Annotated in this window: 23 protein-coding genes and 1 pseudogene; 12 read left to right on the plus strand and 12 right to left on the minus strand. The window is 38.1% G+C overall.

What is annotated here, in order from left to right; translation table 11 throughout:
• Positions 1-183: 183 nt before the first annotated feature.
• The gene (locus tag AC6HZ4_RS07565) at positions 184-1,146 is read right to left on the minus strand and encodes an MBL fold metallo-hydrolase (RefSeq protein WP_497494370.1); all 963 of its coding nucleotides are present in this window, start codon (positions 1,144-1,146) and stop codon (positions 184-186) included.
• Between the two features lie 567 nt (positions 1,147-1,713).
• On the opposite strand from AC6HZ4_RS07565, the gene AC6HZ4_RS07570 reads away from it, so the two are divergent.
• A complete protein-coding gene (locus AC6HZ4_RS07570; RefSeq protein WP_497494371.1) occupies positions 1,714-2,331 on the plus strand; it encodes a YdhK family protein in 618 nt (205 codons plus the stop codon).
• Positions 2,332-2,515: 184 nt separating this feature from the next.
• On the opposite strand, the gene AC6HZ4_RS07575 is transcribed toward AC6HZ4_RS07570, so the two are convergent.
• Positions 2,516-3,067: a hypothetical protein gene (locus tag AC6HZ4_RS07575; RefSeq protein ID WP_497494372.1), complete on the minus strand. Its 552-nt coding sequence runs from the start codon at positions 3,065-3,067 to the stop codon at positions 2,516-2,518.
• Positions 3,068-3,365: 298 nt separating this feature from the next.
• Here AC6HZ4_RS07575 and AC6HZ4_RS07580 point away from each other — a divergent pair, with 298 nt between their 5' ends.
• From AC6HZ4_RS07580 to AC6HZ4_RS07605, 6 genes are all read left to right on the plus strand, one after another.
• Positions 3,366-3,677 (plus strand): metal-sensing transcriptional repressor, encoded by a 312-nt coding sequence (locus AC6HZ4_RS07580; RefSeq protein WP_497494373.1) that lies wholly within the window; start codon positions 3,366-3,368, stop codon positions 3,675-3,677.
• A 20-nt stretch (positions 3,678-3,697) separates the two neighbouring features.
• Positions 3,698-6,106: a heavy metal translocating P-type ATPase gene (locus tag AC6HZ4_RS07585; protein ID WP_497494374.1), complete on the plus strand. Its 2,409-nt coding sequence runs from the start codon at positions 3,698-3,700 to the stop codon at positions 6,104-6,106.
• Between the two features lie 25 nt (positions 6,107-6,131).
• Positions 6,132-6,335, plus strand: a complete 204-nt coding sequence (copZ, locus tag AC6HZ4_RS07590; RefSeq protein ID WP_497494375.1) for a copper chaperone CopZ — start codon at positions 6,132-6,134, stop codon at positions 6,333-6,335.
• A 130-nt stretch (positions 6,336-6,465) separates the two neighbouring features.
• A complete protein-coding gene (locus tag AC6HZ4_RS07595) occupies positions 6,466-7,410 on the plus strand; it encodes a hypothetical protein (RefSeq protein ID WP_497494376.1) in 945 nt (314 codons plus the stop codon).
• Positions 7,403-7,603: a hypothetical protein gene (locus AC6HZ4_RS07600; protein ID WP_497494377.1), complete on the plus strand. Its 201-nt coding sequence runs from the start codon at positions 7,403-7,405 to the stop codon at positions 7,601-7,603. Before AC6HZ4_RS07595 ends, AC6HZ4_RS07600 begins: the two co-directional genes overlap by 8 nt.
• A gap of 414 nt (positions 7,604-8,017) precedes the next feature.
• Entirely contained in the window at positions 8,018-8,854 is an 837-nt protein-coding gene (locus tag AC6HZ4_RS07605) for a polysaccharide deacetylase family protein (RefSeq protein WP_497494378.1), read from the plus strand.
• 406 nt (positions 8,855-9,260) lie between these two features.
• Here AC6HZ4_RS07605 and AC6HZ4_RS07610 read toward each other — a convergent pair whose 3' ends face one another.
• The 6 genes from AC6HZ4_RS07610 to AC6HZ4_RS07635 form a co-directional block, all read right to left on the minus strand.
• Entirely contained in the window at positions 9,261-9,545 is a 285-nt protein-coding gene (locus tag AC6HZ4_RS07610; protein ID WP_497494379.1) for a hypothetical protein, read from the minus strand.
• 168 nt (positions 9,546-9,713) lie between these two features.
• On the minus strand, positions 9,714-11,177 hold the full coding sequence (locus AC6HZ4_RS07615) for a spore germination protein (RefSeq protein ID WP_497494380.1): 1,464 nt from the start codon (positions 11,175-11,177) through the stop codon (positions 9,714-9,716).
• A gap of 185 nt (positions 11,178-11,362) precedes the next feature.
• On the minus strand, positions 11,363-11,521 hold the full coding sequence (locus AC6HZ4_RS07620) for a TSUP family transporter (RefSeq protein WP_497495636.1): 159 nt from the start codon (positions 11,519-11,521) through the stop codon (positions 11,363-11,365).
• 61 nt (positions 11,522-11,582) lie between these two features.
• Positions 11,583-12,494, minus strand: coding sequence for a YIEGIA family protein (locus AC6HZ4_RS07625; RefSeq protein WP_497494381.1), 912 nt, complete (start codon positions 12,492-12,494; stop codon positions 11,583-11,585).
• 23 nt (positions 12,495-12,517) lie between these two features.
• Positions 12,518-12,808 carry a hypothetical protein gene (locus AC6HZ4_RS07630; RefSeq protein WP_497494382.1) on the minus strand — a complete coding sequence of 97 codons (291 nt, stop codon included), beginning with the start codon at positions 12,806-12,808 and terminating at the stop codon, positions 12,518-12,520.
• Between the two features lie 8 nt (positions 12,809-12,816).
• Entirely contained in the window at positions 12,817-14,040 is a 1,224-nt protein-coding gene (locus tag AC6HZ4_RS07635; RefSeq protein WP_497495637.1) for an MFS transporter, read from the minus strand.
• A 186-nt stretch (positions 14,041-14,226) separates the two neighbouring features.
• Here AC6HZ4_RS07635 and AC6HZ4_RS07640 point away from each other — a divergent pair, with 186 nt between their 5' ends.
• From AC6HZ4_RS07640 to cysC, 5 genes are read left to right on the plus strand one after another with little or no spacing between them, the layout of a single operon-like run.
• Positions 14,227-14,994 (plus strand): phosphosulfolactate synthase, encoded by a 768-nt coding sequence (locus AC6HZ4_RS07640; protein WP_497495638.1) that lies wholly within the window; start codon positions 14,227-14,229, stop codon positions 14,992-14,994.
• Complete coding sequence (locus AC6HZ4_RS07645) at positions 14,979-15,539, plus strand: histidine phosphatase family protein (RefSeq protein ID WP_497494383.1); 561 nt, start codon at positions 14,979-14,981, stop codon at positions 15,537-15,539. The genes AC6HZ4_RS07640 and AC6HZ4_RS07645 overlap by 16 nt, the downstream gene beginning before the upstream one ends.
• A gap of 3 nt (positions 15,540-15,542) precedes the next feature.
• Positions 15,543-16,253: a phosphoadenylyl-sulfate reductase gene (locus AC6HZ4_RS07650; RefSeq protein ID WP_497494384.1), complete on the plus strand. Its 711-nt coding sequence runs from the start codon at positions 15,543-15,545 to the stop codon at positions 16,251-16,253.
• A gap of 26 nt (positions 16,254-16,279) precedes the next feature.
• The gene (gene sat / locus AC6HZ4_RS07655) at positions 16,280-17,428 is read left to right on the plus strand and encodes a sulfate adenylyltransferase (RefSeq protein WP_497494385.1); all 1,149 of its coding nucleotides are present in this window, start codon (positions 16,280-16,282) and stop codon (positions 17,426-17,428) included.
• 22 nt (positions 17,429-17,450) lie between these two features.
• On the plus strand, positions 17,451-18,041 hold the full coding sequence (cysC, locus tag AC6HZ4_RS07660; protein ID WP_497494386.1) for an adenylyl-sulfate kinase: 591 nt from the start codon (positions 17,451-17,453) through the stop codon (positions 18,039-18,041).
• 11 nt (positions 18,042-18,052) lie between these two features.
• Here the strand turns inward: cysC and AC6HZ4_RS07665 are convergent, their stop codons facing one another.
• From AC6HZ4_RS07665 to AC6HZ4_RS07680, 4 genes and pseudogenes are all read right to left on the minus strand, one after another.
• Complete coding sequence (locus tag AC6HZ4_RS07665) at positions 18,053-18,670, minus strand: YitT family protein (RefSeq protein WP_497494388.1); 618 nt, start codon at positions 18,668-18,670, stop codon at positions 18,053-18,055.
• Positions 18,671-18,804: 134 nt separating this feature from the next.
• Positions 18,805-19,011 carry a capping complex subunit for YIEGIA gene (locus tag AC6HZ4_RS07670; protein ID WP_497494389.1) on the minus strand — a complete coding sequence of 69 codons (207 nt, stop codon included), beginning with the start codon at positions 19,009-19,011 and terminating at the stop codon, positions 18,805-18,807.
• 68 nt (positions 19,012-19,079) lie between these two features.
• Positions 19,080-20,602 (minus strand): annotated as a pseudogene (locus AC6HZ4_RS07675) (sodium:solute symporter family protein).
• Positions 20,602-20,805, minus strand: a complete 204-nt coding sequence (locus tag AC6HZ4_RS07680) for a DUF3311 domain-containing protein (RefSeq protein WP_497494390.1) — start codon at positions 20,803-20,805, stop codon at positions 20,602-20,604. The pseudogene AC6HZ4_RS07675 and the gene AC6HZ4_RS07680 overlap by 1 nt, the downstream one beginning before the upstream one ends.
• Positions 20,806-21,221: the final 416 nt, after the last annotated feature.

The following is a 21,221-nucleotide window of genomic DNA, read 5'->3' on the forward strand; positions in this document are numbered from 1 at the left end:
AATTGTTGCTGCATGATACTATGTCTCCTTTTTCTTTCTAAGTGTTTATGTAGCTCTTGAGATACAGAACACGTCATACAAAAATGCGCTATCCTTTCCATGGTGATAGAGAAAGAATAACGCATTTTTTCGTTTTGGGGTATTTAATTACTTTACCTTGATGACGATGTGGCGGTACCCCTACTATAAGTGATACCGGCTTCCGACAGCTAGCGGAGCCACAATCTCTTCTCCGAATTCGTTCACCAAAGCATAAATACCTCTCCAGCCAGTACAGTGCCCGGCGATAATGGATTTGAGGCCAAATTCCTTTAACACCTTAACAGTATCCGGAATCAAATCTTCATTCGGATGGACCAAATGAAGTCCTCCCACTAGTCCATATAAAGAATCAGAGGGAAATCGAGCTTTTGCGTGATGTAAGATATTGATAATTCCTGCATGCGAGCAGCCTGTAATCACTACGATTCCCTTGTCTTTAAGCTTTACTGCAACAAAACGTTCATCCATAATCAACGGATCTTCTGTCCAAACACCATCTTTTGTTTTTTGAAAGTGACCGGGGAGACCGCGCTCAAAACTGCTTCTAGGAATTTCACCGCTAATGTAAAACATATCGTTTAAGATTTTTTGCTCCTCCGTAGAAGTAATGACTTTGGCACCCAAGCTTTCAAATTCCCGAATTGTCGGAACAGCTTGCAGGGGAGTTATGGAACCATCTGCAGAGCGCAGCCCCCTCTCCGTGAAAGCACCGGGATGAACATAGAGAGGGACACTTTTGTTGCTGGATTCATATATCTTTTGAATAGCGCGAGGCAAGCCCTCCGAGTGATCGAAGTGCCCGTGAGAAAGAACAACGCCATCAATCTCGCCGAATCGAATCCCCAAACGCTCTCCATTACGATCGATTGCATATCCATCTGGTCCGCCGTCAAACATGATTGTCCGCTTTTGTCCATTAATCGTTGCTATAATGATAAGTGATAAACCGTGGTGAGCTGAACAAAGAGCTTCTCCCTGCCATCCTTTCATGCCGGCCTCTTGCAGGACTTTAAATTCCGAATCTACATGAGCAGGCTTGCTTGATAAAGGATCTGTAATATTGTCTACTAACACTTGAATGGTCAATGAATCAATTGCTTGCAACTTATTCACCTCGTTGTATTGGAATCTATATCTACTTAAACATTTGTGCTGATATTCCTGCAGAATCTGTTGGGTAATTTTGGATTGAAGGGTAGCGGTAAGAAATATTGTAGAAGTCATGATTACACGAAATCCCCCTATCTATCCAAGTATGATTACAACTCTCAGGAAAGCATTCATTCAAATTCTCAATCATGCTCTTCCTTTTTTATTAAATTTGTCTATCCCTTTTTACTCTAAAATAAAACTTTGCATTTTGTGTGGAGAAATACAACAAAAAGAAAAATTAAATAAAATCTCCATAATTTCTCGATATTTATGTGGTAACATATGAGGGGAAAAGTTACTTTTATCCATTTTTTGTCTTTTATGTGTAAAAAGACTCTTTTAGATAAAAATACCACCATTACATTTATGAGAAGGACCTATTAAAGAATATTGTTGGTTTGTTCAATGGTACTAGTAATTTGATATGAAATACTCCATTGAAATAGAGCATTGTTTTGGAGGACTTTGCTGAAAATAGGTTAAAGTTGGTTGGTAAAAAACTCTTAAGAGGTGAAAAATATGAGAAATAAAAAAATAGCTGTAGGAATTATCTCATTGATCTCAGCACTTACATTAGCTGGATGTGCAAGTGATAATGAGGGTACGTCTCCCAAAGAGGGAACAACTCAAACTGAAGAGAAAACAATGGACCACTCAAGTATGAATCATTCTAGTTCAAGTGAAGTACCTGAAGGTTTGAAAGCTGCAGAAAACCCAACTTATAAAGTTGGAAGTAAAGCAATTATCAAAGAAGGTCATATGGAAGGCATGAAAGGTGCAGAAGCAACAATCGTGGGTGCTTACGATACTATAGCTTATGCTATATCTTATACTCCTACAAATGGAGGAGAAAAAGTAACCAATCATAAGTGGGTTATTCAAGAAGAAATCCCAGAAGCTGGTGAAGATGAATTGAAACCCGGAACAGAAATAACGACCAATGCAGCGCATATGGAAGGCATGAAAGGTGCAAAGGCAACAATTGATTTTGCTGAAAAGACAACTGTATACATGATTGATTTTACTCCAACGACTGGGGGAGAAAAAGTAACCAATCATAAATGGGTAACAGAAAGCGAACTATCACCATCTGAACAGCCAAGCGAAGAAGAATCATCTGAACATCAAAATCATTAAACCTTTTTAACTCCAAGAGCTTATTCTTATATAGAAAAGCTCTTTTTATTAATTAAACTATTTCTTATCTTTGTAAAAGGGCCTACAACTATTATGTAATTACAACCGTATAATAGCTCATCAAAAAGTAAAACAATCTGTATAATATAACCCCCAATGGTCTGAACATTGGGGATTTTGCGTTCTAGTGATGCTGCATATGTTGTTCATGTTCAGAGGAACCATTTGAATGAAAATTTGGAAATGTTACAAAAACAGTAAGAAGAAGCATAATCCCTATTGAAAGTAAAAAGAAAAATCGGCGGGAGCTGTGTGTTGAGAAGGTTTCAGATAAAAATTGAATGATGCAAAACAAAGTGAAGGTAATGGTAAGTAGAATACTAATCAACAGTACGGTATGCGTTTGTTGCATATTTAGCATTTCTGTAGTCATTGCTCCCATCATACCTGCCATTAATCCAGAAAATAGTCCTTCTAAAGCGGAATAGAGATGAAATCGTAAGCCAATCAATAAACCAACCCCCCCGCCAATCAACATGGAAAGCAAAATAGAGAACACTAAATTTCCTTTGAAAATCATTCCAAAATAAAATCCAAGACTTAAGCTGATAGTCATGCTAAACGACATGATAAATACCATATACTCCATGAGGGTACCTTTCTTTTTAGAAGTATATGCTGAAGCCAAAACACTGATAAAACAAAGGGCTAAGACTGTCGGTGTATATATGGACATCGTAATACCTCCCTGTCCTTTTGTTCCCTTCATCATATGTGTCAGCTAGGAATTCTTATGACTATATCTATCTGCAAGATTTCTGCATAATTTGAAAAAACTTTGTTTGAAGAGCACAAAATGATTGGAGGCTTGCTATACAAGCAGGTTCTTTTTATATTGCAGCAGCTTTGGATACAATATGCAAAAAATGTATCAAAAAATGGGCTCATATTTAAAAGAAAATCAGTTGCATTATATACCCCATACCCGTATAATGTATATAAAGATAGTCATCATAATACATGAGGTGATTGCGATGAGTCATTGTGAAGATAACAATATAAATCCAAACATGGTGCCGAGGACAGAAGAGGAAATTGATAATCTCATCAAACGTTTAAAGCGTATTGAGGGGCAAGTTCGCGGCGTTCAAAAAATGGTAGAGGATAATCGTTATTGTGTAGATATTTTGGTTCAAATTTCTGCGATTAATGCAGCGTTAAACAAAGTTGGTTTCAACTTGCTGGAACGCCATACAAACCATTGTGTTTCTAAAGCGATTCGTGAAGGAAATGGGGAAGAATCGATTCAAGAGCTTCTGAACGTAATTAAACAGTTCTCAAAATAAAATAAAGGAGAGGGAGCTTTATGAGTGAACAAACACTCGAACAAAAGCTGATTACACTTGGGGTAACCGGCATGACATGTGCTGCTTGTTCGAACCGAATTGAGAAGGTATTGAACAAGATGGATGGAGTAGAAGCGAATGTCAATTTAACGATGGAAAAAGCCACAGTTAAATATGATCCATCCAAACAAAGTGTAGCTGATATTCAATCAAAAATTGAAAATTTAGGCTACGGCATTGCGACAGAAAAAGTCGCATTGGATATTGAAGGTATGACGTGTGCTGCATGTGCCACTCGGATTGAAAAAGGTTTAAACCGTATGGAGGGTGTCACAAATGCAGCTGTAAACTTAGCAACCAACAGTGCTGTTGTAGAATACAACGAAGGCACTGCATCCATAGAAGACATTTTAGAAAAAATTAAAAAGCTTGGGTACAAGGGGCAGGTGCGAAACGAAGAGCATGATAATACGGCTCGGAGAGAGGAGCTGCTGAAACAAAAACAACGGCACCTTTGGATTTCTACGATTTTATCGCTCCCTTTACTATATACAATGCTTGCTCACATGCCGTTTGATATCGGTTTACCAATACCGCATATTCTGATGAATCCGTGGTTCCAGCTTCTTTTAGCTACACCGGTTCAGTTTTATATCGGCGGACACTTCTATGTAGGGGCATACCGAGCATTACGAAACCGGAGTGCAAATATGGATGTGCTAGTAGCACTTGGAACATCGGCAGCATACTTTTACAGCTTGTACGAAGCTTTCAAAACGCTAGAAAATCCTAACTATATGCCAAGCTTGTATTTTGAAACAAGTGCCGTGCTCATTACACTTGTGCTTGTCGGAAAATACTTTGAATCCCTAGCGAAAGGGCGAACAACAGAAGCGATTTCTAAGTTGTTAAGCCTGCAGGCAAAAGAAGCTCTTGTGATTCGTAATGGGGAAGAAGTAAAAGTCCCGCTAGAGGAAGTTGTAATCGGTGATACGATTCTCGTCAAACCGGGAGAAAAAATACCGGTAGATGGTATCGTCATCACAGGTGCGTCTTCAGTGGATGAATCAATGATTACAGGTGAATCCATTCCAGTCGATAAAAAAGAAGGAGATCCTGTTATCGGCGCAACCATCAATACAAACGGTATTCTAACGATTCGGGCAGAAAAGGTAGGAAAAGATACAGCGCTAGCTGGTATCGTTAAAATTGTAGAAGAAGCACAAGGATCTAAAGCACCCATCCAACGTATGGCCGACGTAATCTCAGGTATTTTCGTACCAATTGTTGTAGGAATTGCTGTGGCTGCCTTTATCGTATGGTATTTCTTTATTACACCAGGCGACTTGCCAAAGGCACTTGAAGTAGCAATTGCGATTCTCGTCATTGCTTGCCCATGTGCACTTGGTCTTGCAACACCGACATCCATTATGGTTGGTACAGGTAAGGGTGCAGAAAAGGGTATCCTCTTTAAAGGAGGTGAATACCTAGAAGGAACGCATAAAGTAAATGCGGTATTACTAGATAAAACAGGAACAGTCACAAAAGGAAAACCAGAAGTGACCGATGTGTTGGAATTCCAGGAAGGTATGCTCGACTATGCCATTTCAGCTGAAAGTGCTTCTGAACATCCATTGGCTCATGCAATTGTGGAGTATGGTAAGAAGCAATCGATTTCCGTTAAACAGTTAGAGCATTTTTCTGCAATCACTGGCCACGGAATTGAAGCTACCATTGATGGAAAAGCCGTTCTTGTCGGAACACGAAAACTGATGAAAGAACGCTCTGTAGAGATTTCACAGCATGAAGATAAGATGGCAGAGCTTGAACGACAAGGAAAAACAGCAATGCTTGTTGCAATCAATGGGCAGCTTGCAGGGATCATTGCTGTTGCTGATACTGTAAAAGAAAGCTCAAAAGAAGCCATTGGAATATTGAAGCAAATGGGCATAGAAGTATACATGGTAACGGGAGACAACAAACGTACGGCGGAAGCGATTGCCAAACAAGTACATTTGGACCGTGTGTATGCAGAGGTACTTCCGGAAGATAAAGCAAACATCGTTGATGAATTGCAGAAACAAGGCAAACGAGTGGCGATGGTCGGTGATGGAATTAATGATGCGCCTGCCCTTGCAAAGGCTGATATCGGTATGGCAATTGGTACAGGATCCGATGTTGCCATTGAGACTGCCGATGTTACTTTAGTAGGCGGAGATTTAGCTCATATCCCGAAAGCAATCGATCTAAGCCGCAAAACAATGAAGAATATTCGTCAAAACTTGTTCTGGGCTTTGTTCTATAACGCAATCGGTATTCCTGTAGCAGCAGCCGGACTATTAGAGCCTTGGGTTGCTGGGGCTGCGATGGCATTCAGTTCTGTATCTGTCGTGACAAACGCGCTTCGTTTGAAACGCGTGAAAATATAAATGAAATATAATGGAGGAATGTATTATGACAATCAAATTAAACGTAGAGGGTATGACATGTAATCACTGCAAAATGGCAGTAACAAAAGCTCTTACAGAGCTTGAAGGTGTATCAAATGTAGAAGTGCACCTACAAGAAGGTACAGTAGACGTGGATTATGATGAAACAAAAGTAAATGTAGAGAAGCTAAAAGAAGCAATTGAAGAGCAAGGCTACGATGTGAAGTAACATATAAAAAGAGGTCATGGATGCAATCCATGGCCTCTTTTTATTCTCGACAAACTGCCTTTTTTGGAATGAAGAGCATTAATAAAAAATAATGTAGTAACGATATCAAATCTGCATAAAGAGGTGGAAAATGAAGCAAAACTCGATAATTATACCGTTATGGTTGCTTCTGTTTGCATTAACAGCTTTAAGCGGTGGATATTGGGATGTTTGGTGGCATGTGATGGAGCTGGTAGAAACCTTTTATACATTGCCGCATTTAGTTATTTATGTATCTATTTTTGTGAGTGGTATAACTGTCCTTGGAATCGTTTTTGTTCGTTTGCGAAGGATCGGCTCTTTTTCTCCGGCAAAAATCAAAGAAGTAAAATCCCTTGCGCTGATTGGTGCAGGTTCAGTTCTCCAGCTTATAGCAGGGATTTTCGATGATATATATCATAACCTGGTGGGGTTTGATATTACAATTTGGAGTCCGCCACATTTATTAGTTGTCTTTGGCGGGGTCTTGCTTCTTTTAGGAGTGTTCCAACTATCCCATGAACGTAACTTTGCAACAGGGATGATTTTATCACTTGGATTTGCTCTGGCCTTTTTCCAATTTTCTATAATGGAATATGACATTTACGATGCCTGGAGTCTAGAGAACCGATGGGAACCATACGGAGATTACTTACCATTTTTATTCATGAGCTGTGCAACTCTTATTATTTCATTTGGCACAGTTAAAATGGAAAAACCAATTGGTACATTAGTAACCGGTATAGCTTTTGTTTATAAGATTGCAGTATACATTGCTTGGTCGTTTACAAGTATAGAACTATACTTTCCTATTTTAATCATCATCTGCGGCGTAGTGTTTGACTTAATTTACCTGTTAACCAAGAACAAAAAGTATCAAATGCACGTTGCAGCCATTGTTGCAGGAGCTGCCTTGTCTTTGGTCGTAATCTTACAGTCACCAATAAATGAAAGCTGGTTAAATATAGTTATATCTATTACAGGAGCTGTCGTATCCGGTTTGATTTTCACGTGGATTGGGAAACGAATCGCATCGGAAGGTGGATACCATGCGTAAATATCTAAAGTATATACTATTGTCGTTAACAGCATATTTCTTTACATTAACAGACGTATTTGCCCATGAGGACGCAGCAACGAATCAATTAGCTCCTGATTTACACCCTATTCTAGTAGTATTAGAGTTTACTATTACCTTATGGGTAGGATATAAGATTGCAAAATGGCTTTCTACAATAGGGAAAAATTAGTTTTTAGATACAATTTTATCTTAGTTTCTCACATACTCACTCATATAACAAAGAGGGAGTCATCGTAGGTACAATGAGAATAACCTCTGTACCTACGCGTAGTTTTTTCACACAAGCTTTAAGGACCTATGTATGATGATGTAGTTGTGAAAATGCAGTTATGTTAAACATAGCTAGATGCTTCCTATTTCTTCTTAATTTTAGCAATAGCACGCTATGATTTTTTTGGATTTAATGGAAATATCTAACGCGATATTCGCTTGAAGCTTAAATAGATTTTGTCAGTCTATTTGAATTAATCATAAAATGTTGATAAGTAAATTATTTTTTATTGAACTGGATGTTAGAGTCACATACAATGGAATGGGAATAGTTTTCCTTTATTTTAGGATTTTGGGAGAGGATCATAGGCTTATGACAAGATTAAGTAGAAAACGTTCTAAACCTCCTTTTATAAAGTATATTTTTTTAACCATTGTTATCCTAAGCGTAGCCGGGTATGGCGGCTGGAAAGTAAGTGCTCAAATTCATGCAGCAGCTCCATCATCTCACTATGAAGTGAATTTGGTTTCAACAATTCCCCAGACAAATATGCAAAAAGAAATACCTCAAAAATATAATGGGAAAATACGTAAAGAAGCATATCTCACATTTGATGATGGACCTGGAGATTATACGAATCAACTGCTGGATATTTTAAAGCAATATGATGTAAAGGCAACCTTCTTTGTTTTAGGTCCCAATGTAAAAATCTATAAGGATGTCGCCAAAAGACAGGCAAATGAAGGTCATTATATTGCAATGCATAGCATGACACATGATTATAAAAAATTATATGGACAACAAACATTTCTATCTGAAATGAAGGAAAATCAACAAATCATACAAGATGTAACAGGGCAGCATTCTAACCTTGTCCGTGCTCCGTATGGTTCTATGCCCGGTCTCAACAAGTCATTACGGGACCAGGTAGCGGATGCTCATCTTAAGCTATGGGATTGGACAATTGATTCATTAGATTGGAAGTATAATCGCGTCCCCCTGGATAGATCGGTACCTGCAATTGCAGACTCAGTCGTTTCTCAAGCAACACGTGATAAGGAAGTAATTTTGCTTCACGATATTCATGCTCAATCTGTTCAAGCAGTACCCTTGATTATTCAGAAACTAAAGGAACAAGGATACGAGTTTGAGGCTTATGATGAGAAAGAGCATTTTGTTGTAAACTTTTGGCACGATCAAAGATTATAGAAGAATTCCCCTTGTTATGGAGATAGACAAACCAGCTTAATGATTAAAGATGATTTTACATTAAGATAGAGATAAACTAGGGTTGCAGGAAATTCTATGTTAAATATTTAGGGGAAAAGTCGGAGTTTTGAATACGTGTAACTAGATTATCTATTAGAAAATAAAAATAAACTTTTACATACTAAGCAAATTTACTTTTAACAATTCACATACAAAAAAAAGCCTTGTATGTATTTTTATTTAAAAAATAGCCTAAAAACCTTCCTAATAAAAGACTGTGACAGCTGTCACGCTTTTTATTAGGAAGGTTTTTTATTTGTTCCTATAATAGAAATAGAACAAGCAAGGAAAATCGCCCTTGTTTATGGTTGCTTGACACTTATGTGATAGCGGATACTGCGATTTTTTATACATGTTTATCTGCCTGATCCAGCAGATTTGCCAGTATCATGCTATTCTCTTGGTCTGCATCGTACTGTACAATATCGTCATACTCAAACAGTTCGAATCCTTCACCAAATTCCCGTTTCATGAAGGCGATAAATTCTTTAATGTTTTCTCCTATCTCTTTATTACGGCGAAATTCCATCATAATGGATCTAAATCTATGGGGAGGAATATCGCATTTAATGTGGTAAGATTTGCCGATGCCAAAAGAATCTCCTGAATCGTATAAGCTGTATGTATACAATAGAGATCTCCCCCTTTTTACGTGATATGTATATTGTTCCATAATTACCTGAAATTCATCCGATTTTATTCCCTTGTTTAAAAAGGGAGCAGGTCGCGCCTGCTAGAGAATGCTCCAAAACGGAAGGTTTTCTTAAAGTATAAAAAAGCGCCTTTCAGCGCTTTTCAATTATCTATCTGGATCTTGAGGATGCAGAATGCGCGGGCGCCGGTTCTTTAACGGAATTGGCGCTCGTACGAGCACATCACGAAATGCACGGTAATTAAATGGAATAAATGGCCAGAGATACGGAACCCCGAAGGATTGCATTCTAGCTAGCATAATGATAAATAAAGTTACAGTAATAATATATCCAGGTGTGTGGAACACGGCGGTTATCAGTAATAAGGCAATGCGGGCAAGCCGATTTGCCAGGCTTAGTTCATAGCTTGGTGTAGCGAAGGTGCCGATTGCTGCAATTGAAAAATACAAGATTACTTCGTTTGTAAATAATCCAACCTCTACGGCAACTTGTCCAATCATTAAAGCCGCAACAAGTCCGAGTGCAGTTGCAAGCGATGTCGGTGTATGAATGGCAGCCATCCGCAGCATGTCAATTCCGACCTCAACCAATAAAAATTGCAGGAGCAACGGTACCTGACCTTCCTTGTTAGGACCGATAAAATCAAGGCCGGCGGGTAAAAGACCTGGTTCAATATTAAATAAATACCAAAGCGGCATTAAAAAGATGGACCCCAATACCGCAAGATAACGGACAAACCGCAGGTACGCTCCGGATAACGGTTTATTTCGGTATTCTTCAGCATGCTGCAGATGATGCCAGAAGGTTACAGGGGTAATAATAGCGGATGGCGAACCGTCGACAAAGATACATACATGGCCTTCAAACAGATGAACCGCTGTCGTATCAGGACGTTCCGTATATCTAATTATCGGAAAAGGGTTCCAATAATTCCCTGAAATATATTCATCAATAGTTTTTTCAGCCATTGGCAGTCCGTCAGTATCTATCTTAGATAATAATTCTTTTGTTTTTTCTACCATCGACGGATCGGCAATGTCTTCGATATAACAGATAACGATGTCGGTTTTCGATCGGCGTCCCAGCTGCATAAACTCCATTCTTAATGTGCGATCCCGTATTCTTCTTCTTGTTAAGGCTGTATTAAAGACGATAGTCTCGACAAAGCCATCCCTAGAGCCTCTGACCACCCTTTCTGTGTCCGGCTCTTCCGGCCCTCGGACAGGGTATGTGCGCGCATCGATTAAAATAATTTCATCAATGCCATCTACGATAAGCGCTGTCGGACCTGATAATACCGTATCGACTACTTTGTTCAAGTCATCTATTGTATCAATCTCTACATAGGGGAGATACGTTTTAAGCAGTTTTTGTAATACATCCTTTTCGAGTTCCTCTTTTTTTACCTTTGCCAAAAATTTCATTAAAAGATGCAGAATATCATCTTTTACTAAACCATCAACGAGAAACATCGCCATTCGCTTTTCCGCATATTCCATATCCAAATGAATGATATCGAAATTTTTGCCAACGCCAAGTTCCTGACGTAAATATGCTATATTTTCGTCTATGTTGCTTTCTACTTGCTTTTTATCTGTTGTTTTTTCCATAGTTCACCTCAAAGACAATCAGCTCAAAATATTCCCGTACATTTCCAATGGGTTATTTTTATAATTGACACCGAGGTGAAAAATAATACTATCTTCTTATATTTCTGTGTCTATAGGTAGATTCTTTGCAAGCAGACAAATATTCATGGGATGCCATTTACTAGCCTTAAAAAGAGGTTCCTGCGCTATACAGCCAGCTTAAATCCGCTAATTAAGATGATTAATGCTAGAATAGTTCTTAAAGGTTTTGTAGGAAGCTTAGACGATAAGGTGCTTCCTAACATCACACCTGGTATTGAGCCTAATAAAAGATTAAACACTAATAAGTAATCGACATTACCAATTCCAGCGTGCTGCCGTACCTAAACCGAATAAGCCCGGCTGCTGACCGGACTTTCATTGTCTTTATTTTTTACCAACTAAATTCGTATTTATTACAGACTTACTTTTCTTAATGCTTTCGAGCAATGGAGTTTTCTTAACGGCTTCAATTAGGCGATCACGATCTTTAATGATAGGAATAAGGGCAATAATGAATCTTCCTTTGTCAAAATCCCTTCTTGTAAAGTGATATCGCTTAAGACCTATTGCTCTTGTCGCTTCAAATAATGCCGCTTGTCTCTGACCAAAATTATCTAAGGCTATACGGAAATGCTCCTCATGAGGAGTAATAATAACAGCTAGTCCTTCCTTCTCAAACAAGTTGGACGCATGCTCTGTACCTAAAAGGTTTGATACAAAGACTCCATCCACAAAAAGTTCTGAGTCTTTGACTTCAATCGTTCCTTCCTCCACTTCAGCGATATCTCCGATGTTTTTTCCCTTTGAGAACCTTTTAAGGATATAAAAAATGATGAAACCAACCACTACCCCAGATAAGACATTAATCCAATCATTTTTAGCATTTACTAACTGTATTGTGATAGCAGCTGCCAGCGAAACAATTAAAGCGAAATAATTTCGGGCCTCAAATGTTTTCGCGATACCATCAATGTAAGCATCTCCACGATATGTGTATTCAGTTTTTTCTAGATCCTTTAAGCTATCCCTTTCCGCTTTTCTTACATCCCTAAATTGTTGGATAGCAAGGGATAAGAATGTAACAGCTATAAAGTTTTTGGTCATCAAGGCCGGAATCGCAACTGCTCCTAATGCAGCAGCAATAAAACCCGTTACAAGATGAATCATGTAGCCGTTTGGATAACTTGGATATTGCCGAAAATCCTCTTTAACAGTGAACACTCTAGCTAGTGTACCAACAATGATAGCTGTAATAATCATGACGATGTGTTCGTGAGAAATCCATTGTACATTCATCGATTCACTCCAAAAAGAGAATTTTATTCTTCTTCTTCTTTCTCGTGCAGTTTTATTTTTTTACATCCTACATACAAACAAGAAAAAATATCTACACCAGGCTTTGCTTTGGCCAACCCTCTTAAATAAGGAGTGACTAGATCTTTAAAGTCCGCCCCTACTTCCTCTGCCTCTAAAATTCCATATACATACAGCTTTTTTTCGTCAAATAAAAAAGCTACATTCCCTACACCTTTATTTGTTGCATCCACTACATTTAAAACTTGATATTCCGGAGTTATTACTTCAGGTGAAAAATAAATTTGCAATTCCATCTACTCCTTTATGTAAGCTGTAATTTTTCAAATAGAGTATCACTTTCTTTGGATGGTTCTTTTTTCTTTACATGGATAAGCATCATACACAGCAATCCAGCAAACAGTGTTAAACCAGCAGTTACTAAGAACATTCCTGTGCGGGACCATGCCATTAAAGCACTATAAACAGGCGGACCGATGGCAACTCCTAAAAATCGAACAGATCCATATAATGCTGTGACGAATCCTCTTCGATCAGCAGGGACTGAACCTGTAATAAAACTGTTAATACATGGAAGTGCAAGTCCGGTACCAATACTGCTAATAACAAGAACGCTAAAAAAGGGAACTAAATTTTTAAAGAAAACCAGTGTTGAAAAAGAAGCCGTCATCAGCAGCAACCCGAGAATAATCAAAGTTTTCATTAAGGACATTCTTTTCCCAATTTTACTGCCAGTTATATATGAAGTAGTTGTCATAAATAAAAGAGGGATAGCTAATATACAACCTTTTAAGACACCGTTAATGTGATGATCCTTTTCAAGAATATCAGAAATATAAAACAATATCCCAAATAAAGTAAATAAACAGGTAGCACCAGTCAAATAGGCAGCAAATAACCAACGTCCTTCGGTTTTAAACACAGATATAAGACCTTTTACGTACTTTCCTATAGGTGTATGATGTGCTTGTTTATCTTTCTTTTCCTTAACAAAGAATATCGTTAATAGTACGGAGATTAAGCAAAAAATCGGGAAGGCAAAAAAAGCCGCATACCAGAAGAGAATAGCTAATAGAGAACCAATAATCGGACTAATAACCTTTCCAAAGCCGTTAGAGGCTTCAACTAAACCTAAAACGCGGCTTTGTTCTCCGCCCTTAAATAAATCTCCTGTTAACGCCATCGCAATCGGTGCTGTTCCGGCTGCTCCAATCCCTTGCAAAACCCTTCCTACGAGAATCCACATGTAGGCATTAGCAAACCATGCTGCGGCTGCACCTGCCAAAAGCCCGCCGCTTCCATATAAAATGAGAGCAGGGATAATCACGGCCTTGCGCGAAAAGCGGTCTGATAAATACCCTAAGATAGGAATAGATATCGCAGCGGCAATCGAAAATACTGAAATAATCAGGCTAATTTTAAATTGAGAAACATCCAGTTCTGTTTTCATTCGTGGAAGCACTGGAATCAACATAGAATTACCTAGGACAAGAATAAGCGGGATTGAACCGATAGCCAGAATCGTCATGCCTTTATGTTTTTGCTTTGGCAATGAATGTACCCCCCTAACTGTTGAAATAAGCCTTTCTATTGTTTGAAGGAAGATGATAGTTTATGCAAGGCAAATACCCAATTTTATAAGGGAAATGCCCATTATTTACACATTCACCCAATTTTTGAATAATCTATCCTAAAAAAAGGAGGCGTTTTTTTGATGGATTTTTTAAACTTACCGAAAAGGACATCAGGAATTAGAAGCCATGGCCTGACCTCTGTAGCCGATTTCGGAACCCCAATGGGGGAACTAAAAAATATTTTATCCGATTACAGCCACATTATTGACATAGCCAAAATTGCAATTGGCTCTGCCTATGTGACACCAAACCTAAAGAAAAAAATTGATCTGTACAAGGAATATCATATTAAACCTTATTGCGGGGGAACACTTTTTGAAAAATGCTATTATCAGAATAAAATTCCTGAATATCTGGTGTATTTGCGTGATTTAGGAATTGAATGGGTGGAAATTTCAAATGGAACTTTAGATATATCTCTTCGGGAACGCCTCCAGCTTGTTTCTCGTTTAAAAAAAGATTTTCATGTGCTGGGGGAGGTTGGCTCAAAAGATTCAAATCAGGAAATGTCCATTTCTGAATGGTCGGAAGAAATAAATCTTTTACTAGAGGCAGGCTGCGATTATGTAATTACAGAGGGAAGGGATTCAGGTACTGCCGGTATTTATGAAAAATGCGGCAGCATCAAATCTGATTTGATTCAAGAATTACTGCAAGCTATTGATAGTACAAAAATCATCTTTGAAGCTCCTACCCCTAAACACCAAATGTATTTCATTAAAGAAATTGGTCCAAATGTGAATTTGGGAAATGTGAAACTAAATGATGTATTAGCGCTAGAGGCTCAGCGCTGCGGCTTAAGAAGCGAAACATTTTATTTGGAGGAGCACGAATGCAAATTACCTTAATTAGACATCTTCCAACAGAATGGAATAAGAAAACATGGCTTCAAGGGAGAAGAAATATCGAGCTTGCCCTTCCCACAGAGGATTTTTATAAAGGAATCGCCGATAATCAGCAGCTGCTCAGAAAATTATCTCCGTTTGATTTAGTATTAGCTAGTACATTAAAACGAACCCATCAGACAGCACATCTATATGGTTATCAAGCAGAAACAGAAGGTTTATTAGACGAATTAGATTTCGGTCCCTTCGAAGGGCAACCGAAGGAAAAGCTAATTGAAAAGTATGGGAACAAATGGATTGAAAACCCAAAGGAACTGGTTTTAGGGGAAAGCATTCAGAACCTGGAAGAACGAATTGTTTTATTTTTAGATAAATATAAGGACTGCTCTAATCTGTTAGTGTTCGGCCATGGTTCCTGGATCCGGGCGATTCTATCGTATTCCCAATACGGGCATGTCAATCATATGAATAAAGTTACTATTAGCAACAACGAATGTATAACTTTATCAATGGATTTAGATAAGAGAAGGATAGAAATGGGGGGATGAATATTGTGTAAAATGTTAACGTATGAGAATTGGGATGAAGAGAAGGTAGAGGCTCTTTTGGATCAACAATCGGATTTCCTAGATGTTTTAAAATGGGCGTTTCAAGGGTATGGAGATGAAATCGTCTATGCCTGCAGCTTTGGAGCGGAAGGAATCGTATTAATCGACTTAATTTATAAGGTGAATAAAAAAGCGAAAATTATTTTCTTAGATACAGGCCTTCATTTTTCAGAGACATATGAGTTAATTGAAAAAGTAAAAAATCGTTACCCTTCATTGCAAATCGAGCTCGTTAAACCTAGGGTTTCTTTGGAAGAGCAGTCGAAATGGTATGGAGAAGAGCTGTGGAGCCGTAATCCTAATCTTTGTTGTCATATGAGAAAGGTTGTCCCTCTGAAGGAAGCATTGAGCAATGTAAAAGCATGGATCTCCGGGCTAAGAAGAGAGCAGTCCCCTACAAGGAGTAATATCCAATACATTAACAAAGATGAAAAGTTTCAAAAAATAAAAGTGTGCCCCATTATTCATTGGTCATGGGAAGATATCATGACCTATATCCATTTAAACAAGCTTCCATTTAATCCATTGCACGAAAAAGGGTATCCGAGTATCGGCTGTGCCGCATGTACCAAGCCTGTTTCTGGAGAAGAGGACCTTCGCGCAGGCCGTTGGGCAGGTCATTCCAAAATAGAGTGCGGACTTCATCAAGCCTAAAAAAGTCAGTTTGGGGAGGAAATATTGTGAGCCAAAGTATGCCGCATGGCGGGAAATTGGTGAATCGAATGGACTTGCATTTTATGAAAGATTCTTCTCTTAATGGGATTGAATTAGATAATGCAGAGTTAAGTGATCTAGAGTTAATCGCAAATGGAGGTTATAGTCCGTTAGAAGGATTTATGGGGAAAGCTGACTATGACTCTGTTGTTGAAAATATGAGACTATCAAATGGGCTTCCTTGGTCTTTGCCGATCACATTAGCGGTCGATAAAGAGAAAGCGACAGCACTCAAAATAGGCGAAACGATTAATCTCATTCATAAAGGCACGATCTATGGCATGATGGACATAAAAGAAAAGTTTTTGCCTGATAAACATATAGAGGCTGAAATGGTCTATAGAACGACTGATATGGCCCATGCAGGCGTAAAAAAGCTATTCGATCGGCCTGAAGTGTATATAGCCGGACCTATTACCCTTATAAAAAGGCCTGAAAAAAGCAAGTTTGCCTCTTATCATTTGGATCCTAGTGAAACAAGGGAAAAGTTTAAAGAATTAGGTTGGAATACAATCGTTGGTTTCCAAACTCGAAATCCTGTTCATCGGGCGCATGAATATATTCAAAAAACAGCATTAGAGATCGTGGATGGTTTGTTCTTAAATCCGCTCGTAGGAGAGACAAAATCGGATGATATCCCAAGTGAAATTCGAATGAAAAGCTATCAGGTTCTGCTTGAAAATTATTATCCGAAAGACCGCGTATTTTTGTCTGTATTTCCAGCAGCTATGCGCTATGCTGGGCCTAGAGAGGCTATTTTCCATGCGATCGTCCGTAAAAATTTTGGCTGTACGCATTTTATTGTGGGAAGGGATCATGCAGGAGTGGGAAATTATTATGGAACCTATGATGCCCAGAAGATATTTAGGAATTTTACAGAAGAAGAATTAGGGATTAAACCATTATTTTTTGAAAATAGCTTTTATTGTAAAAAGTGTGGAAACATGGCATCTAATAAAACATGTCCTCATGATTCACAGGATCATGTGATTTTATCAGGAACAAAAGTAAGAGAAATGTTAAAAAACGGAGAACAGCCTCCTAAAGAATTCAGTCGTCCCGAGGTAGTAGAAGTTCTTATTCAAGGGATGAAAGAAATCTACACAATCAACTAAAAGGATGTAGGAAGTGGAGAAAATGAGTAATATTATCTGGCATCATTCAACTGTCACCAAAAAAAGCCGCCAGCTCCTGAATGGTCATAAAAGCTGCGTCCTTTGGTTTACAGGGCTATCAGGGTCAGGAAAATCAACCTTAGCGAACGCAGTAGACCATGAATTGTTTAAGCAAGGTTTTAGAAGTTATGTTTTAGACGGTGACAATATACGCCATGGATTAAACAGCGATTTACGTTTTGGGATCGAGGATCGGAAGGAAAACATCCGAAGAATCGGGGAAGTAGCAAAGCTATTTGTAGATAGCGGCCAAATTGTTTCCTCAGCCTTTATCTCTCCTTTTGTTGAGGATCGAGAGCTGGTCCGAAACATGTTTGAAGAAGATGAATTTATAGAAATCTTTTTAAAATGCCCTATTCAGGTTTGTGAAAACCGAGATCCCAAAGGTTTATATAGAAAAGCAAGAAAGGGAGAAATTCTTGATTTTACTGGGATTAGCTCTCCTTATGAGGTTCCATATAAACCAGACATTATAATTGAAACCCATAAAATGACAATCGAGCAATCTGTTAAAAAAATAGTATCATTTCTAGAAGAAAAGAAGATCCTTTGATTAGGATCTTCTCACTTTTTTCTTAGATTTACAGATAGGGTACTAATTCTTTGAAATTTAAAGGCGTAAATAAAATCAATAATATTAGTCGAGAGAAATTGGCAAATTACCGCGTAGATCACAACTTTATAATCTATGACAAGGGCGGTTAATAGAAAAATTAAAAGATTGATGACCATCATAACTTTTCCAGGACTCCAATTCTTGTAGGAGGCAATCATAAGTGCCGGGATGACCATCCCGCCGCTTGAGGCTCCCACCCGAATGAGCAGCCCTACTCCAATACCAAAAAGAATACTTCCTCCCAAAATATCCAGCGCTATATGTACATGAGGAAGAGTAACCATAGGAGTTAGGATGCTAATAGTAGTCGAGGTAGTTGCAACCGAAATGATGGTTCGAATCGTCCAAGAATATCCAAAATAATTCAATGCGAAAAATAAGAAAACAACATTTGCTAACCACAAGGAAAAGCCAAGGGATAAATGAAGCCAATGATTCATCAGAAGAGCCAAGCCTGCAGCTCCTCCGGAAGGTATAGAGTGCGGAAACAAAAACAAGGACATGGACATGCCTTGTAAAAAGGCACCAAATACTGTACAAAAATAAGTTAATAGAACTCTCTTCATAATGAACTAAAAAGATTCCTCAAATGAACATTTATACCCTCCACATTCATTCCTCCCTAAAGGCTTGCCTTCCTTGTCCATTTTATGAGGTATCATAAAAGAATATGTTGGATTATTTTTCTGAATTATAATCATCAAGCTTGGATAATCAAGTAATCATTGTTTTTTAATTTAACGACGTCCGCTTTTAATGCACGTGCAAGATCTGCTGTTGTTTCCTTAAGCTCTTCCTCATCCTTCAGCGTCATAAACAAAGGAGCTCCTGTAACTTTTCGATCCTTATTTGCTGTTAAATAAGCCAAAATTTTATAGTTTGGTGCAACGGAAGCTTCTCTCCCCATATTTATCCTTACCTCCTAGCCTTTTGTCTTATGTTTCCATTCATTTTTAACATTATTCACGGAGGTATTTATCGGGGAGCAAATATGGCAGTTATGCTCCCTTTTTGATTTTTGTTCCCATGCCTTTTGATGAGTTAAAGAGATACTCTTTAACAGAATTTGTTTGATTTTTTGCTTTTGCAACAAAGAAAGGATTCAAAATAACGATAGTTAACATGTTTGCAGATAGCCCCCAGAAGCCTTCATAAATCCCAAATGAACTGCCTGTTCCATATACAGTAAATGTTGTCGCTAACCCAACAAGCAATCCAAGAGTTGTCGCCTCTTTCGTTTGGTTTTTCCAGAACAAACTCACAACAATCGCAGGGAAAATTTGAACCATTCCTGAAACACCTAAAAGCTGTAAAGATACTAATGCTGAAGGGAATAACAATCCAAACAATAACGCAAGTCCAATTACGACAAATACCATGGAACGAGTAATAAGAGTTAACTTAGTGCCATTTACGTTAGGATTTATTAGATCACGATAAATATTGTTTGCAAACAAGTTAGAAGCACCAATCGCCATAATAGAGCACGGAATTAAAGATGCCAGAGCAATGGTTGCATAAGCTAATCCTTGTGCTACACCTCCGTAGGAAACTTGGATAAGATTTAGCAATGCAAAACGCGGATTGCTTCCTTGCGGCAACACATGGTAAGCTACAAAGCCAAGGAAAATAACCAAGATTAAAACTACATTGTATAAAGGCAGGAACATAGAATTTTTGCGAACCGCATCAGCACTTTTGGCTGTGAATACTCCTGTTGCACCATGTGCCCACATAAATAATGCCAAGGCAGAAACGAGAGATGCCGTGATGAACCACGGAATGCCTTTTGGACCTGATGTAGGGATTGTCAGCAATTGCGGTGATTCTTTAACAAATGTATCAATCATCGGGCTCCAGCCGCCAAAGTGGATAATTGGCAGAGAAACCACTAGGAATAACATAATTGCCCAAACGAGAACATCTTTAATGATTGCTGTATAGGTAGGGCCTTTGATTCCGCTAAAGAATGTATAAAGTGCAACTAGCAAGAAGGAAGTGATTACGACTACCTTCACATTAATATAACCTGTTCCAGCTACCTGAAGCGTATCTTGAATCCCAGCCAACTGCAAATCAATATAGGGAATGAGCATCAATACGCCGACAGCAGCAATAATAGAAGAAAGAAGCTTACTATCAAAACGTTCTCTTGCATAATCAGCCAGTGTTGTTAGTTTATATTGATTAGCTACTTTCCATAGTTTTGGAAGGTAAAAGTAAGAAACAAAATAGGCTATGATACAGTAAGGAATCGCAAAGAATGCAAGGCTCCCGCCTGCATAGGCTGAGCTCGTTAAGCCTAAAAATGTATAAGCTGTATATAAATCAGCTCCTATTAAAAACCAAACCAGCAATCCGCCAAAGCGTCTTCCGCCAACAGACCATTCTTCTACAGAACTTCTTGCAGATTTATCTCGTCCTGCTATAAACCCAATTAAAACAACTGTCAAGATAATAGATACGGTGATTAACAAAGCTGTCAAATTTCCATGCATTAGTCAATGCTCCCTTCTGATTTTTGAAGTCGATAAATCCCAAATGTACATAAAGGAGTTAAAATAATCCACAAAAAGAACCAAAATTGAAGAAAGGGTAATCCTAACACAATAGGATCAATGCGGTTTACAAAAGGCAATACCACTAATTGAGAAATGAAAGGGAGTATCCCTAGTAAGAATATTGAGAATTTTTTGCCCAATTTAGAACCTCCTGTTGAATAAATATCTGACTTTAGTAATAACATAATTATTTAAATAAATTTACTATCTAAATAATTGTTATTATTAAATAATTTTCAATGTTCATTATAATAACAATTATGTAAGGTGATTACAAGTAAAATTTTGAAAATTTATAAGATTCAAATGATCTTACTCTTTAAGAAGATGAGAAATACACAAAATGACTAGGGAATTGAAAGGATCGAGTAGTACTACATATGCTATAGGTAACCCGTTAATAGATTTTTAGAATAAGGTAATGTGGATTATAGTATATTTAATAAAGTTTTATCAAAATCATAGGGTGTGTTGCTTTCAGCTTATTGAATTTGCTATCATAAAACATTGAAAAGGTGGAAAAGAAGGGTAAATTTGAAAGAAGCTTGTAGAATGA

This window comes from Ectobacillus sp. OTK (assembly GCF_059698935.1).